Annotated in this window: 17 protein-coding genes; 7 read left to right on the top strand and 10 right to left on the bottom strand. The window is 50.0% G+C overall.

The annotated features are described in order from the left end of the window. Positions 1–6: 6 nt before the first annotated feature. Both rsgA and AC5JLP_RS00645 read left to right on the top strand, forming a co-directional pair. Entirely contained in the window at positions 7–1,185 is a 1,179-nt protein-coding gene (rsgA, locus tag AC5JLP_RS00640; RefSeq protein WP_496065955.1) for a small ribosomal subunit biogenesis GTPase RsgA, read from the top strand. A 139-nt stretch (positions 1,186–1,324) separates the two neighbouring features. Continuing rightward, a complete protein-coding gene (locus AC5JLP_RS00645; protein ID WP_496065956.1) occupies positions 1,325–1,756 on the top strand; it encodes a hypothetical protein in 432 nt (143 codons plus the stop codon). A 3-nt stretch (positions 1,757–1,759) separates the two neighbouring features. Here AC5JLP_RS00645 and AC5JLP_RS00650 read toward each other — a convergent pair whose 3' ends face one another. Both AC5JLP_RS00650 and AC5JLP_RS00655 read right to left on the bottom strand, forming a co-directional pair. Continuing rightward, positions 1,760–2,056, bottom strand: a complete 297-nt coding sequence (locus AC5JLP_RS00650; protein ID WP_496065957.1) for a hypothetical protein — start codon at positions 2,054–2,056, stop codon at positions 1,760–1,762. A 152-nt stretch (positions 2,057–2,208) separates the two neighbouring features. Continuing rightward, positions 2,209–3,432, bottom strand: a complete 1,224-nt coding sequence (locus tag AC5JLP_RS00655) for a SpoIID/LytB domain-containing protein (protein WP_496065958.1) — start codon at positions 3,430–3,432, stop codon at positions 2,209–2,211. A gap of 466 nt (positions 3,433–3,898) precedes the next feature. On the opposite strand from AC5JLP_RS00655, the gene AC5JLP_RS00660 reads away from it, so the two are divergent. Beyond that, positions 3,899–4,852, top strand: coding sequence for a ribonuclease Z (locus AC5JLP_RS00660; RefSeq protein WP_496065959.1), 954 nt, complete (start codon positions 3,899–3,901; stop codon positions 4,850–4,852). Positions 4,853–5,870: 1,018 nt separating this feature from the next. Beyond that, entirely contained in the window at positions 5,871–6,293 is a 423-nt protein-coding gene (locus AC5JLP_RS00665) for a hypothetical protein (protein ID WP_496065960.1), read from the top strand. A 90-nt stretch (positions 6,294–6,383) separates the two neighbouring features. Here the strand turns inward: AC5JLP_RS00665 and AC5JLP_RS00670 are convergent, their stop codons facing one another. The 5 genes from AC5JLP_RS00670 to AC5JLP_RS00690 form a co-directional block, all read right to left on the bottom strand. After that, positions 6,384–6,524 carry a hypothetical protein gene (locus AC5JLP_RS00670; RefSeq protein ID WP_496066043.1) on the bottom strand — a complete coding sequence of 47 codons (141 nt, stop codon included), beginning with the start codon at positions 6,522–6,524 and terminating at the stop codon, positions 6,384–6,386. After that, positions 6,478–6,642, bottom strand: a complete 165-nt coding sequence (locus AC5JLP_RS00675; protein WP_496065961.1) for a nucleotidyltransferase family protein — start codon at positions 6,640–6,642, stop codon at positions 6,478–6,480. Before AC5JLP_RS00675 ends, AC5JLP_RS00670 begins: the two co-directional genes overlap by 47 nt. Before the next feature lie 106 nt (positions 6,643–6,748). Then, positions 6,749–7,048, bottom strand: coding sequence for a type II toxin-antitoxin system RelE/ParE family toxin (locus tag AC5JLP_RS00680; RefSeq protein ID WP_496065962.1), 300 nt, complete (start codon positions 7,046–7,048; stop codon positions 6,749–6,751). Then, complete coding sequence (locus AC5JLP_RS00685; RefSeq protein ID WP_496065963.1) at positions 7,048–7,272, bottom strand: addiction module protein; 225 nt, start codon at positions 7,270–7,272, stop codon at positions 7,048–7,050. The genes AC5JLP_RS00680 and AC5JLP_RS00685 overlap by 1 nt, the downstream gene beginning before the upstream one ends. Positions 7,273–7,360: 88 nt before the next feature. After that, positions 7,361–8,920: a GUN4 domain-containing protein gene (locus AC5JLP_RS00690; RefSeq protein WP_496065964.1), complete on the bottom strand. Its 1,560-nt coding sequence runs from the start codon at positions 8,918–8,920 to the stop codon at positions 7,361–7,363. Between the two features lie 234 nt (positions 8,921–9,154). Here AC5JLP_RS00690 and AC5JLP_RS00695 point away from each other — a divergent pair, with 234 nt between their 5' ends. Continuing rightward, complete coding sequence (locus AC5JLP_RS00695; RefSeq protein ID WP_496065965.1) at positions 9,155–9,400, top strand: UPF0175 family protein; 246 nt, start codon at positions 9,155–9,157, stop codon at positions 9,398–9,400. A 64-nt stretch (positions 9,401–9,464) separates the two neighbouring features. Here the strand turns inward: AC5JLP_RS00695 and AC5JLP_RS00700 are convergent, their stop codons facing one another. Continuing rightward, positions 9,465–9,674: a hypothetical protein gene (locus AC5JLP_RS00700; protein ID WP_496065966.1), complete on the bottom strand. Its 210-nt coding sequence runs from the start codon at positions 9,672–9,674 to the stop codon at positions 9,465–9,467. Positions 9,675–9,755: 81 nt separating this feature from the next. Here AC5JLP_RS00700 and AC5JLP_RS00705 point away from each other — a divergent pair, with 81 nt between their 5' ends. Then, a complete protein-coding gene (locus tag AC5JLP_RS00705; RefSeq protein ID WP_496066042.1) occupies positions 9,756–9,902 on the top strand; it encodes a DUF3368 domain-containing protein in 147 nt (48 codons plus the stop codon). Between the two features lie 171 nt (positions 9,903–10,073). Here the strand turns inward: AC5JLP_RS00705 and AC5JLP_RS00710 are convergent, their stop codons facing one another. Continuing rightward, a complete protein-coding gene (locus tag AC5JLP_RS00710; RefSeq protein ID WP_496065967.1) occupies positions 10,074–10,946 on the bottom strand; it encodes an MBL fold metallo-hydrolase in 873 nt (290 codons plus the stop codon). Positions 10,947–11,127: 181 nt separating this feature from the next. Here AC5JLP_RS00710 and AC5JLP_RS00715 point away from each other — a divergent pair, with 181 nt between their 5' ends. Continuing rightward, positions 11,128–12,606, top strand: a complete 1,479-nt coding sequence (locus AC5JLP_RS00715) for a leucyl aminopeptidase (RefSeq protein WP_496065968.1) — start codon at positions 11,128–11,130, stop codon at positions 12,604–12,606. Positions 12,607–12,650: 44 nt separating this feature from the next. Here the strand turns inward: AC5JLP_RS00715 and sir are convergent, their stop codons facing one another. Further along, positions 12,651–14,612, bottom strand: coding sequence for a sulfite reductase, ferredoxin dependent (sir, locus tag AC5JLP_RS00720; protein ID WP_496065969.1), 1,962 nt, complete (start codon positions 14,610–14,612; stop codon positions 12,651–12,653). Positions 14,613–14,970 lie beyond the last annotated feature (358 nt).

A 14,970-nucleotide genomic window follows, 5' to 3' on the forward strand; every position in this document is an offset into this window, starting at 1 on the left:
TGACCTATGAATGCTGACTTGAATGCTCCACGAATTCAGAGTGTCGCTCCTGCTGGTCATACAGGGGAAAGCTTGCCCAAGCCGCTGTTGGGAACTGTTTTGGCAGTGCAGGCGAATTATTATCATGTGAAGCTTGAAGGCGTGGGAATCGGGAGTCGAGAGTCGAAAGCTGGGAGAGAGGGGGAAAGGACGCAACCGACCTTGCCGCTGATGTTGCTGTGTACCCGTCGATCGCGTCTGAAAAAAATTGGGCAGCGGGTGATGGTGGGCGATCAGGTAGAAGTTGAAGAGCCAGACTGGGAGGGTGGACGGGGTGCAATTGCGCAGGTGTTACCCAGGCGATCGTCACTCGATCGTCCACCTGTCGCAAACGCAGACCAACTTTTGCTAGTCTTTGCGCTGGTTGACCCCATGCTCGATCCGTATCAACTCAGCCACTTTCTGGTCAAAGCAGAGACCACGCAGCTTAAGGTCTGCCTGTGTTTGAATAAAAGCGACCTTGCGACGACGGATGAGCGCGAGTATTGGTGTGCTCGTTTGCAGCAATGGGGCTATGCGCCCATTTTGATGAGTGTACAGCAGGCGATCGGACTGGCTGCGGTCGAAGCCCAACTGGGCGATCGGGTGACGATCGTGTCTGGGCCATCTGGGGTAGGCAAGTCCAGCTTAATTAATTGGCTGGTACCACACTCTGATTTGCGAGTAGCGGCTGTTTCGGGCAAACTGGGACGCGGACGGCATACGACCCGTCATGTTGAGTTGTTTGAGCTACCCACAGGTGGCTTGCTGGCAGATACACCCGGGTTCAACCAACCAGACTTAGACTGCACTCCTGAAGCACTGGCAACTTATTTCCCTGAAGCACGATCGCGCTTAGCGCTCGCAAACTGTCAGTTCAGCGATTGCCTGCATCGAGATGAACCGAATTGCGTTGTGCGCGGCGATTGGGAACGGTACGAACATTATTTGAGCTTTCTAGACGAAGCGATCGCTCGCCAAGAAGCCCTAAACAAACTCGGTGATAGTGAGGCAACTCTGAAGCGTAAAAGCAATCGGGACGGTCAAGAGCAGTATGAACCGAAGCTAGAAACGAAGAAATATCGCCGTCCATCTCGCCGCGTGCAGCAGCAAACGCTTCAGAATATGCGGTACGACCTGAAGGATGCGTCGCTGGATGGGGACTAAAGAGGGATGAGGGATGGGGGACGAAGGATAAAAGGTAGGAGTTCGGAAAGGTGTGGGTTGGTAGGTGATTCTCATCCTTGTGCTGGACTAAGGCTAGAATCACACTACGTCTGCACAGATTTAAAGGGTTTCAGTTTTTATGAGAAAGCCCCTTGACCGCTTAAAGCTATTGCCGTGGCGATCGCTGTTCCAAGCGGCGTTCTTTGCCGTTCTGTTGCTGATGTTGCCGATCGATGGCTTGCTACAGCTTGCAGTTCGCAATCGTGACCAATCGCCAATTCTGGAGAGCCTGGTGGGACTGCTCTCGTCACCACTGGTATCGCTGGTGCTGAGACTTGGCATTCCGGTGGCGCTAGGAGCCTTTGCTGTTTATGTTTTAGAGCGCGTTGATCGCTTCAGCATCAGCATCGGTAGCTTGTGGGCGCTGGTGTTGTGCGTGGCGCTGGTGCTGGCGCTAGAACAGTGGCTATTATTTGGTGCGCCGGGATTTACCATGACGGAACTGGTGCTCATTTCTGTAGGAGTTTTTTGGAAAGGGCGACCCTACTGGCGATCGTACCGCCGTTGGTAAATTCTATGATGGCGGCGTTTCAGTGGGATCAACTGCTTTGACGAGGTGATCAAGGACATCTGTGAGCCGATCGAGCCGTTTGAGCGACTCATGCTGCGTTTCTGTCAGCGTTTGAATCGCATCACTGAGGGCAAACACCTGGTACCCCTGCTGTTGTACCTGATGGGTTAAGGTGTCCATCCGCTCCGACAGGCGATCGACGGTTGACATGGTTGCAAGAACGGCCTCGCCAATCTGCTGCACAATCAACTCTAAATCCGGGCGTTTTTCAGCATCCACAGTCCGCAAACCTTGAGTCAAAGAACGAGGGGCAAGGAGAAGTAGGACTCATCACCCAAAGCTGATTAAGCTCTGGTGAGATTTTCCTAAGATGAATGGTGCAACCTGTGAAAGCTTCAAACTCGTAGAGTTCTCATGCTAGAGACTACCACTTCAAACCAGCGCTAATCTGCCTACTGCTTCGGTATTTTACTTAGTGTTGTGTTTTGGTAGTAAAGCTGCAAAATTTGCTGATAGTTATTACCACCTAGCGCCAGATTGTAAGCACCCCACTGGCTTAAGCCTAGCCCATGCCCAAACCCACGCCCCATTACCTGAAACATGGCGGGAGAAGCTTGCGCCTTAGCTTTGCTTGCTTCCAAGCCAGTCTGAGGAACGATGTTGAAGAGCGTACTTCTGAGGTTTAGCGCACTTTGAAGGACTTCACCTGTAATGGTTTTTCGACCGCGATCACCAACCACTTGCATTGACTTAATGCGTCCACAGGTCGTAATACTCACAGGCTGAAAAGCAACAATGTTACCCACTCCGGTGATGCGCTTGCTTAACTCGCTACGAGGAATGTCAATTTCCCACTGAGCTACTGGCGAAACTTCGGTAAAGCCTTCACGTACCGATTTTAGGTAAGGGACGGGGTTTAACCAGACATCCTCAGAATTTTCGGTACAACCGCCTGCTGAGGAGTGAAAGACGGCTTCAATCGGACGGTTACCGTAGGCTAATACCTGGTTCGCTGTCGCATTAACCGCTGTTTGGGTACCAACCGACTCATCTTGAATGCCTCTATAGACTTGGGAAGCGGTTGTGTCTACCACGTCATAGATGCTATTCGCTGCTATAGCCTTCTCGCGGTGGTAGAGGGCATAGGAGCGAGCAGCAACGGCCTGTGCTTTGAGTGCTTCCTGGGGCCAGTTGCCATTCATTTCGCCGCCGAGGACGCTGTAAAGATACTGCTCCAGGTCTACGTAATTAATGGCTGTCAATCCGCTTTTGCTGAGTGCAACGAGGGTACGTCCACGATACCAGCGATTGCCAATGTAGACATAGCCGCCGTCTGTTGGCTCTACCCAGAGTTGCCCTGACTGCCAGCGATCGAGGCCGACACTGCCTTGCTTTGGCTGTGCAATAAAGGCATTCATCGGTGCAATTTCACCTAGCGGACGACCGCTGCTGTCACGCACGATCGCTTTGCTAGAGCTGCCGACTGCAACCTGGCTTACGCCTTCTTCGATCGCCACGCGAAGTTCTAACGATTGCGCGGGACGGCTAACAACACTTTCCATCGCTGAAAACAGCGCTATCCAGATTAAAAGCCCGTACCACCCACTACGTCCCGTTAAGTGCGTTAGCGCTCTCAGTTGAGAGGTTAGCAAACGGGGGAAGCGTTCCAACGACATTTCTAGAAGTCTCCTCACAGGTTTAAGCACTTAAAGCAGTCATGTGATTGAGCGATCGCACCATTGCACACAATGATGGAATTAACCGCAACGCGATCATTGATCAACGAGGCTTAATATAAGTCAATTTGCTTTAGATAAAGTCAGGCATCTTGCTGTAAATGTTCCCTATCTACGCCAGATATATTGCGTTAGAAAGATGATGCCCGTTTGAGGCCGTGCATCTTGTGTCTCTGATCGTTTGTAACGATTATTAAATCAGATCCTTGGCGGACTGTCTTGATCAAGCAGGACTTACGCAGTTGCCCGCTAAGTCCTCCAATTCTGGGGGACTTTGAGTGCTTGCTCCCAAAAGTTGGGGGTCGGGGGGCAGTTTTGCGAGGATTTGCGTAAGTCCTGTCAAGTTCTTATCTCCTTCGCCTGTGTCAGTATAGGTTCAGGAAGAAACGTCTACGGATCGCTAGTTTTGCAAATTACATTCCTGGGAACCAGTTCTGGCGTGCCAACGCGATCGCGCAATGTCTCCGGTGTCGCGCTGCGCCTGCCGCAACGGGCTGAATTCTGGCTCTTTGATTGCGGTGAAGGCACGCAGCATCAGCTTTTACGCAGCGAGATCAAAAGCAGTCAGTTGACCCGCATCTTTATCACCCACATGCATGGTGATCACATTTTTGGGTTGATGGGGTTACTAGCAAGCTGTGGGCTGGCAGGCAATGTACAGCGCGTGGATATTTATGGTCCGCCTGATTTGGATGAGTACCTCAAAGCCTGTCGGCGCTACTCGCAAACGCATTTTTCGTACCCCATCAAAGTGCATACGGTACGTCCCGGTGTGATTTATGAAGACAGCGAGTTTACAGTGAGTTGCGGCTTGCTGAAACATCGAGTGCCTGCTTACGGGTATCGCATTGCGGAGCGCGATCGTCCAGGTCATTTTGATGTAAAACGTGCCGCATCGTTAGGTATTCCACCGGGGCCTCTGTATGGCAAGCTCAAGCGTGGTGAGGTCATTACGCTACCTGATGGACGGCGCATTCGTGGGGCAGATCTGTGTGGCCCAACCGAGATTGGACGCAAGCTAGCCTATTGCACCGATACCGTTTACTGCGATACATCAGTTGATTTGGCGCAGGATGCAGATGTGCTGATTCATGAAGCCACGTTTGCTCATCAAGACGCGGAGATGGCCTACCAACGCTTACATTCCACCTCAACGATGGCGGCGCAGGTTGCCCTGGCAGCGCAAGCAAAGCGGCTGATTATGACGCATTTCAGCCCACGGTATGCGCCCGGTAATGAGATTGAGCTAAAAGATTTGTTGACAGAAGCGCGGGCTATTTTCCCTTCAACGGAAATGGCTTCCGACTTCTGGACTTATGAAATTCCCCGCCGACAGTCAGCGGAATTGGCCACTGTTTAAGGCGGATGCATCCACCTTTGTGATTTTGGTGGAACGGTGCAGCATCTGGAAAGCTACATTGGGAGAATAAGAAAGAATGATTTTAAGCAGGCATAATACCAATTTGAATTGAAAATGCGACACATCCTGTAGGGGCAAGGCATTGCCTTGCCCCTACCCACCGATTGATCTATAACCGTCATTCTTTAAATCGGCATAAGCACCTCCAATACATGCTCACAAGTGCGCCCTTAAGCCAATAAACTTTGCACCAAATGTAGTATTTGATGGTATTCACGAGCCAAGCTGTAGGGTTGTAGCCCTGTCACTCACGGCTTCTCCTCTGCCTAAATGAAACCCGTCCTGCTCAAGGGAAAAGAATGATGGCAGAAGGGGGAGCTTTGTCTATCAGAATGCTGATCTTGGCAGCATGTTCTCAGCAATGGGTGTACTGCATCTGAAGCAATGGGTAGACGAGGATTTTAGGACAACGTTTGAAAACTCAAACACGAGATCTAGGAACCTAAACACGAGATCTAGGAACCTAAACACGAGATCTAGGAACTCAAACATCGTATTCAAGAACCTCAATACGATGTTTGGGTACTTGAATACGATGTTTATGTACTTGAACACGAGATCCAGGAACCCAAACGTGATGTCCATGTACTGCAACATGATGTTCGAGTACCTGAACATCATGTTTGGGTGCTACAACACGATATTTGGGTTCTCAACGGCGATCGCGCTGCAACAGCTTTTGAGCTAACTAGATCGTTTTTATACCAATGCTCTTATTTGGTTTGAGTATAAATATGGAAAAGAAGTATACCCAGATGAAAAGTAGCTCAAATTTTTGCTAATTTTTGCTCAGGGAAATTTAGCGAGCGGTTGGCTAGAGTGTGGAGATACATGTCATACCGATCTAAAGAATGACGGTTACAGATCAATCGGTGGGTAGGGGCAAGGCATTGCCTTGCCCCTACAGGATGTGTCGTATTTTCAATTCAAATTGGTATCACTTTACAGGAGGGTCTCTATGGCACGTCTCAAACGCAGTTCTAAGGTGTTGGAAAAGGGCCTACGCCGCATGGCAGGGATGCGATCGATCAACGATCCGCTGGATTTTGCCCCTGGCTTGAGTTTGACTGAATATGATGTCCGCATTCAAGCATTGCAGGGGCAACTCGCTCGTTACAACACGATGCTTTCGACGGTGGATGAAATGGCAGGAGTGGTGAAGCTGATGGAAGAGGAGCTTCGCAGCTATTCGGAAAAGATGCTGATGGGTGTGGTAACGCGGTATGGCAAAGATAGTTTGCAGTATGTGCAGGCCGGTGGAACGCCGCGCAAGCGCACGACCCGTAAAGCTGTGAGCAGTAGCCCAACGACAATGATTATCCCTACCGCAGCACCCAGCTTAGAAACGAATGGGAATGGAGCGAGGGTGACGGCGAGTTAGTTCGGTCAGTGGGGAAGATGCACGATCTTTTTCTCAGACCTCGGAGGTTTTCAAAACCTCCGAGGTCTTGGGTGAGAGAAGTAGCCATACTCATCCGCCGACGGCGACATACTCAACCTCATCTAGAATGTGTGGACCAAGGTAGGAACTGAGTGACGCGATCGTGACGCGATCGACGGTTCTATCAAACAGGTCTTCGAGAAAAAAACGATGGCTGGATAAAGTTATCAAACGTTTTCTGCTCTGGCTCAAACGCAACTAGAATATCGACATCGCTCTGCTCATGGATTGCAGTATCCCGTGCGAAAGAACCAAAGACCCCACATCGCCTCGCACCAAACTGCTGCAATTCTGTTGATGCTGGCGTAGGAGAGAAAACACTTGAGCTTTGGCTTGCACAGCCATGATTCTTTTTAGGCTTAGAGATATCAATATGAAAAGTCAGTTAGACGTATCTAATAGAGGCGATCTTGCCACGGTTTCGGATTGCGTTTACCGTGAAAGCAAGCAATCACAGTAATGATGTTCTGGTCAAATACATAAAGGATTCCGTAGGGAAAACGTCGGACTAATGCTCGTCGCGCCTGTTTATAAATCATTGGATAGGCAAGTGGGTTACGTCCGATGCTAGACAGACAGCTATCAACTGCCCGAACGAACTCAGAGCCTAAGCCTGAAGTTTGTGCTTCGTACCATTCAAAAGCATCTTGAATATCTAATTCTGCTTCCAGGCGAATGATGAGTCTGTAACTCATTAGGAGAAACCTAGCCGCTGTTTAACTTCTTCCCAGGTTGAACCAGAGGTTGGCTCCTGCTGATAGTTTTCTAAGCGACGATCGAGTTCCTGTTTCTGGGCATCAGTTAAAGTAAGTTCGTCTTGCCGCTCCAAGATGCTGTCCCAAAGATCTTCAGCCAGTTGAATGCGCTCGGCAATGCTGAGTTGAGAGATTTCAACTTTGAGGAGAGGGTGATTGCTCATTGCGGTAGTTTAATCTGGTTGATGTTTTATTAAGGATAAAAGAGGAGGAGCGATCAAAACGATGTTGATGTTGTGGGCAGTACCTAACCTACTCGCTGATTTTACAAATATCAACGCGAGCACTCAAATAAGGACCTGTTTTTGCACCAAATACCCAAGTGGCTTGCTTACCCCACCACGGCAGATTGCCACAAGGAGATTCTAAACTAAAAGTAATTTCTTCGTATGACTTCCAACCATCTGGACTATGCCATCCTACAGAATCACCAAAGGAACAGTAGGCGTTATAGTCACTCTGTCCTGTAGCTTCAATATCTTGCCAAATCTGCCTCTGCACACTAAAGCCAAAGTGATTGTTGCTGTACTTTACCCATAACGAATTAATCGTGCGAAGATCGCGGCAGGGAAAGTTTTGAACGTCTTCTTCTCTCAATTTGCCTTCATCCTGCCGACCCATAACTTCGCACATGCGGTCTGCTGTTTCTTGATCTGCCTCCTTCCACTGCCCTGCCTTCAGCAAATCTCGTAGTCGAGTGTAATCTACCCTTCTTTCAGAGGTGAGATCATCTTCATTAGTGACGATCGCCTCAGGTTGAGTTAAACGCTTAAAGATGTGCTTCTGAAACTCCTCTAAACTGCTCCAGGCTTCACGAAACCTGGGAAAATTAGGGCTGTTCAAGGAGTGAGTGTTGCCATCAGCATACCTCGGACTGAATCCTAGAATTTCCTTTTGATGGGGAAGCTGATTCCAATCTTGTTCAGGAAGCCACACAGCCCTTACCCAGCGGAAAGATCCTGTATCTGTTTCACGAACTTGATCATCTAAAAACTCAACAATATGAGTCACTCTTGCCCGCTGATGCAAAATCATTAAGTCTTCTGCTTTCGGTTGACTAACTCCATGACTACTTGCTCGCCACATTAGCTCAAAAGTTCTACTTTCTGTTTGGCGCATGTACTCTAGCGGATAAGCCCATGTGTTCGGCTCTGGATGTTTAACATTTTTGATAAAAAGGATTTTGTTTGGATCGCAGTCATATAAGTTTTTGAGAGGAACTCGTGGTAGGGTTCCGGCGACATCTAAATGGACTGGCGGAGGTTCAGCAGCCGAAGCTCTAGGAGCAACAGAGGTTACATTAGAAAACAATGGATCTGGTATTACAAAAATAGGCTCCTTTCGGAGTCGATAGCAAAGTTCTCTAAAGCTCGTTTCATCCTCAAATTTATATCTATCATGTGTGCCGAAGACATCAGGAATATGGGGCAAATCTTGAGAGGAAAACACAAAAGGAATAAATTTGATATTCCTTAATTGAGCGTTATAAAGATGTTGTCTAATAATGCCGCCTTCCCACGTAACACCTAAACCGCTGCCTAATTCCTCGTCGCCTTCAAATCGACGCTTATACGCTTCAGTGCAAATAATAAGTACAAACTCAGCCCATTGAATTCTTTCATTCATCCAGATATCCCACCCTTTATCTGGAGTGTAGGGAGGTCTAGCTTTGACATATTGATCGATTTCTGTCTCTACTCCCCAAGGATTGCGTAAGGTATTAGCTAACGACAACACTTTGCCCTTGTGTTCTTCCGAGTCCCAGCTATAACTGATAAAGACTTTTGTAGGTGCTTTTGTTCCCTCTGTCACCTGTTTCTCCAAAGATTTGAATGAGCTTGTTGAGTCGATTATAGTCTTCCGCTACAGGTTAACGGAAACGTTCTGAGTAGGCATCACCGAAGAAAGAATGGAACGATCGCCCTGTGTGGCAAGGCAAATTTGTTGGGGCCTCATTCAGTGCTTATAGCAAAGGAACGCGATCGCCCATAAGCCAGAGCCGCCCAATCAAACCTTAAAATAAACGCATAGTGCCAGGAAATTACCATGCAAATTACTCTCGATCTCCCTGACAGCCTTGCTCAGACTCATACCTTTAACCAGAGCGACTGGCTGCGAGAAATAGCGATCGCCCTCTTTCAGCAAGAACGCATCACCCTCAGCCGCGCTAGCAAAATTGCGGGCATGGATTTGATGGCCTTCCAGACGCTCATTGCCGATCGTGGTATCTGCGTTCACTATGACGTGGAAGATTTTGAACAAGACGTGCAGCATCTGCGTGATCGGGGTTAGCTATGATTGTCGTTAGCGACACATCCCCCTCTGCAATTTTGCTCTAATTGATCATCTTTGGTTGCTAGAGGCCATCTACTAAACTGTCATTATTCCAACCCTTGTTGCCGATGAACTTGCGGCCGCCAAAAATCCTGTGATTCCCGCCATTCTCAAGCTTGATTGGATTCAAGCTCGACCACTCACCGATACCTTGATCGCCCAGTAACTTCAGCGCGATCGAGGACTTGATGTCGGAGAAGCCAATGCCATCGCTCTGGCACTTGAACTTCAAGCTGATGACCTCCTCATTGATGAACGTCTATGACGGCGGGAAGCCCTTCAGCTTGGTCTTTCTATCATTGGCATTCTGGGCATTCTAGTTACAGCTAAACAAAGAAACCTCATTTCCCAAGTTCAACCCATCATGGATGCCTTGATCCATCGCGCTAATTTTCGCGTCAGTTCGCAGTTGTATCAACGCGTTTTAGACCTCTCTAACGAACCCTGCAGTGCCCTATAAACAACACCTGTCGTGTTAGCGACTTGAATCCGTCAATGCCATGATCAATTCAAGCAGTACGATCGCAGGCGAAGCAAAGAACCGAATTACAAAGCCTAAGCAACGCAAGCTCGTTCAACCTTACCGAGGCTCCTTGAGATCGCTGCAACAGTGCCGTTAGAGCCAAATTTTCTACACGCCTTGCATCCAGGTGACGCATTGCTGCATTTGGTGTTGCATGGTGAGGCGATCGCTATGAAACCGACGACCATGACCGGGCAGCACCCATTCAAACGGGTAATCTGCTAAGCGCTGCATCGATTTTGTTTGTTCCGTCCAGGAGTACCAGCAAACCGAACGGAAGGCGATGAGCTGTTGGCGATCGTCTGACCAGGCAAGATGGTCGCCCGAAAAGAGAAATGCTTCGTTGTACAGCAGCACCGTATGCCCTTTGGTGTGTCCCGGTACGGGAATGATCAGCAAATCGGAAGCCAGCTCAAATGGCTCAATGCCCGTTAGCTGGATCTCAACATTGCGAGTACCCGCGTTGATTTCGTCTTTGTGCAGAATGCGATCGCACCCAAAATGCTGATGAAACTTTTCGTGATCAGCGACATCATCCCGATGCGTCAAATACAGGTAGCGAATACCGCCCAAATCTTCTAACCGCTTTACCAAGGGTGGCGCGAAGCGAGGCGAATCGACCAACACGTTTCCTTCCGGGCGCTGAATCAAGTAGCTGGCTGCCCCAAAGGAACTTTCGGCATGGTAGCCGCAGTGGAAAACATTTTCAGCGATCGCAATGGGAAAACTTTGCTGTACCGCTTTCACATCCGCAGGTTTCTCGACTGTGCCGATCGAAGCCGTTGGGCAAGCCAGAAGTGCCTGCATCGCCTGCAACCGTTCGATTTCGTTGGTTGGTTGGTGAAACACAGCGGACTGGTCGCCTGCTTCATGAAAAACAGCCGAAGCCATCCAGCGGCACGTATCACAGTCAATGCAGGTGCTATCAACGTAAAAGTCCCCGCTAACGTTTTCGGGGCGACGTTGGGTAAGGTGGGGCATGGGGAGATAAGGAGAGAGTTTTGAGTTTTGAGTTGAAGAACGATCAGCGGTCAGCCGTCAACCGTCTAGCTTTCTTCTAACAACCAACAACCAGCAACTTCTTTAGCCTTCTGCCTCCTGCTCTCCGTCTTCAGTTTTTGATCGATACTATAGATCTGGTAAGCAAACGAGGAAAAGCTGAATGGATTTGCGAACGACGGGTACGCCTCTCTTGAAGTGGTCTGGGGATGGTTTGGCGATCGGTCTGTTTGAAGACGACGTAGAACTAACGGCTGAGTTAGCAGACTTAGACAACAAGCTGTCTGGCACGCTCAAAGAACTGATTGCTGAGGCAGAGTTTAAAGGCAAAGAGGGCAGCAGCGCGGCAACACGGGTTGGTTCGGGCAGCGCAGTCCGTAAGATCATTCTAGTCGGTTTAGGCAAACCTGAGGGCTTGAAGCTAGATACCCTGCGTCGGGCTGCTGCGATTAGTGCTCGTGTAGCGAAGAAAGAAAAGTGCAAATTATTGGGAATCCGTCTGCCGATCTGGAATGATCAGGCGGCATTGACAGCGCAGACGATCGCAGAAGGGGCTGAACTTGCTCTGTATCAAGACACCCGCTTCAAATCTGATACTGAAGACAAGGGCGCATCGGTGGAGCAGATTGAATTGTTGGGGTTAGGCGTACAAGATGAAGCGGTTACACGTGCGCGTCAAATTGCATCTGGGGTGTTTCTCGCACGAGAGCTAGTGGCGGCTCCAGCGAACTACGTTACTCCCATTACGCTGGCAGAAACCGCAGAGGCGATCGCCAGGGAACACGGACTGTCGCTCGAAATTCTGGAACGGGAAGACTGCGAAAAGCTAGGGATGGGAGCCTTTTTGGGCGTGGCTCAAGGGGCTGACCTCCCACCCAAGTTTATTCACCTCACCTATAAGCCGGAAAGCACGCCGCGCCGTAAACTCGCCATTATTGGTAAAGGACTGACCTTCGATTCGGGCGGGCTCAACATTAAAGGTGCAGGCAGCGGCATTGAGATGATGAAAACCGATATGGGTGGTGCAGGCGCAACATTGGGGGCCGCAAAGGCGATCGCCCAAATTAAGCCGGATGTAGAAGTTCACTTTATCTCCGCTGCTACCGAAAATATGATCAGCGGTCACGCCATCCATCCCGGAGACATCCTCACCGCCTCGAATGGCAAGACGATCGAAATTAACAACACCGATGCCGAAGGTCGCCTGACGCTTGCCGATGCGTTGGTTTTTGCAGAGAAGCTGGGCGTGGATGCGATCGTCGATCTAGCAACGCTTACGGGAGCTTGCGTCATTGCGTTGGGGGATGAAATTGCTGGACTGTGGAGTTCTGATCCTGAGATTGCGAACCAGTTGACTCAAGCAGGCGAACTGGCAGGCGAAAAGATCTGGCAGATGCCAATGGAAGAAAAATATTTCGACGGCATGAAGTCACTGATCGCTGATATGAAGAATACTGGCCCACGCCCTGGCGGTTCCATCACTGCTGCGTTATTCCTCAAGCAGTTTGTGAAAGAAACACCCTGGGCGCACCTGGATGTAGCGGGTCCTGTGTGGACGGAAAAAGAAAACGGCTACAACAGCCCCGGCGCTACGGGTTACGGTGTGAGAACGCTTGTCAATTGGGCGATCGGTGGTGCGTAATCTTTGGTAGGGACGTTAGATGTAACATCCCTGCAAACCAGAAACTAGCCTTGCTCTAATGCGCTGAGGTATGCGGCGATCGCCGCATTTGCCAATTGGCTTGCAGGTTGGCCTTCGCGTAACGCCGCTTCCTGTAAGCGCGTGTAAACATCCTCCTGGATTGTGACGCGACGACGAATTTTGCTGGCAGCTTTCAGCGTAGACGTTTGCTCGGTTGTGGCAGGCTCAATCGTGGCAGCAGCCGTTTCAGGCTGATACTGGGCGACATACTCGTGCATGGAGGGTAGGCCGACGCGATCGCAGAAATCTCCAAAGCCCTCTCCGGGCTGACGCGATTGCTTAAAGTACACGAAGATGGGTTCAAAGGCAGTCTCCAACTCGTTGATGTGGAGCTTCTCCAGGTACACTTGCGACAGACGCGTCTGATTAGAAGCCGCACCCAACCAGATCTGGTACGTATCAGGGCCATTGCCAACAAAACCGAGTTCTGCGAGATAGGGACGAGCACACCCATTGGGGCAACCCGTCATACGAGTGATGAAATGCTCTTGTTCCAGCCCAACATTGGTGAGCAACGCGCGAATGCGATCGAGAATGCCAGGAATCGCTCGTTCGGATTCTGCGGTGGCTAAACCACAGGTCGGGAGGGCCGGACACGCCATTGAGTAGCGCACCAGTGGATCAATGTCCTCTACGCCTTTAATGCCGCAACGAGTGAGAATGGCTTGAATTTGGGCTTTTTGGGCAGGCGGAATGTCATAAAGAATCGCATCCTGACTGGGGGTAAGCAGTATGGGCAGGTTAAACGTCTGCACAAGCTCTCGGAGCGCCGTTTTGAGGTGAAGCGACCCCTCATCCTTAACGCGCCCGTTTTGAATCGAAATGCCTAAGAAAAGCTTGCCATCGCCCTGTTCATGCCAACCGAGGAAATCGAGATACTTAAACTCAGGCAGTGGCTTAAAGGGAGCGATCGCTTTACCAAAGTAGCTTTCTACCTTCTCACGAAAGCGATCAACGCCCCAGTCTTCAAGGAGGTATTTCATGCGGGCATGACGACGATCGGTGCGATCGCCATAGTCGCGCTGGGTGGCGACGATCGCCTTCATCAGGTCATAGACATCGGCTTTGTCTACGTAGCCAATTGGGTCAGCCACACGGGGAAAGGTTTCTTCCTTATTGTGCGTGCGCCCCAAACCGCCGCCAGCAAACACATTAAACCCTTCCAGTTCGCCCTGTGAGTTAGTCAGCACTACGAGGCTGACATCCTGCGAATACAGGTCAACTGAATTATCACCCGGCACCGTGACGCTAATTTTGAACTTACGCGGCATGTAGTGCTTGCCGTAGAGCGGTTCTTCGGCATCATGGACGATCGTGCCGTTGCCGTTACGTTGACGAGCCGCGATCACATCTGGGTTCTCTTCGGCAGAAATTGCCTTTTCGCCGTCTAGCCAAATTTCGTAGTAGGCTCCTGTTTGAGGCGTTAACAAGTCAGCAATGTTGTCAGCGTACTCCCGCGCATACTCGTACTCAGGACGGTTTCGGTAGGGTGCAGCAGGAGCCATCACGTTACGGTTCAGGTCGCCACATGCGCCGAGAGTAGATCCCATATTCTGCACGATCGCCGCGATCGTGGCTTTCAAGTTTCGCTTCAGCACGCCATGAAGCTGAAAGCCCTGACGAGTCGTTGCCCGTAGTGTATGGTTGCCGTACTCATCTGACAAGCGATCGAGCGTCAGGTACAACGCTGGCGGAATGTACCCACCAGGGCTACGCGTCCGCAGCATCATCTGGTAGTCCTTTTCCTGCCCTTTCACCCGATTATCGCGGTTATCCTGCTGATAGGAACCGTGAAACTTCAGAATTTGGATGGCGTCTTCGCTGAAATGTGTCGTGTCTAGCAGCAATTCAGACGCAACAGGTTCGCGCAAGAAGTTACTGCGGTCTTTAAGACCTTCGACTTTAGAGGGTTTGCGAACAGCGGCAGGAGTTTGAGTGTTAACCATCAGAAAGGTAGCAAGAAAAGAATCAACAGCAAAATTATCCAACCAGGGAAATGGCCCGATCCCCAAAAAATCGGTCGGAATAACGTAAATATTACCTAGATCCTATCACTGCTTCTTCAGTTCAAGGGTTTCTTAGCCATTTCTCAAACAATGAGGACACAAATGTTTAAAACAGTAGGCAACGCTTAAAACTCAGTGCTCAACGTGCTGTAGCGCCTGAGATATTGTAATACCGATTTAAAGAGAGGACTTACGCAAGTTCTCTAAAACTAGCCCCCAGCCCCCAAATTTGGGGGAGCAAGCACTCAAAGTCCCCCAAATTTGGGGGCTTTAGGGGGCGACTGCGTAAGTCCTAAAA

The sequence above is a fragment of the Stenomitos rutilans genome, from assembly GCF_059505485.1.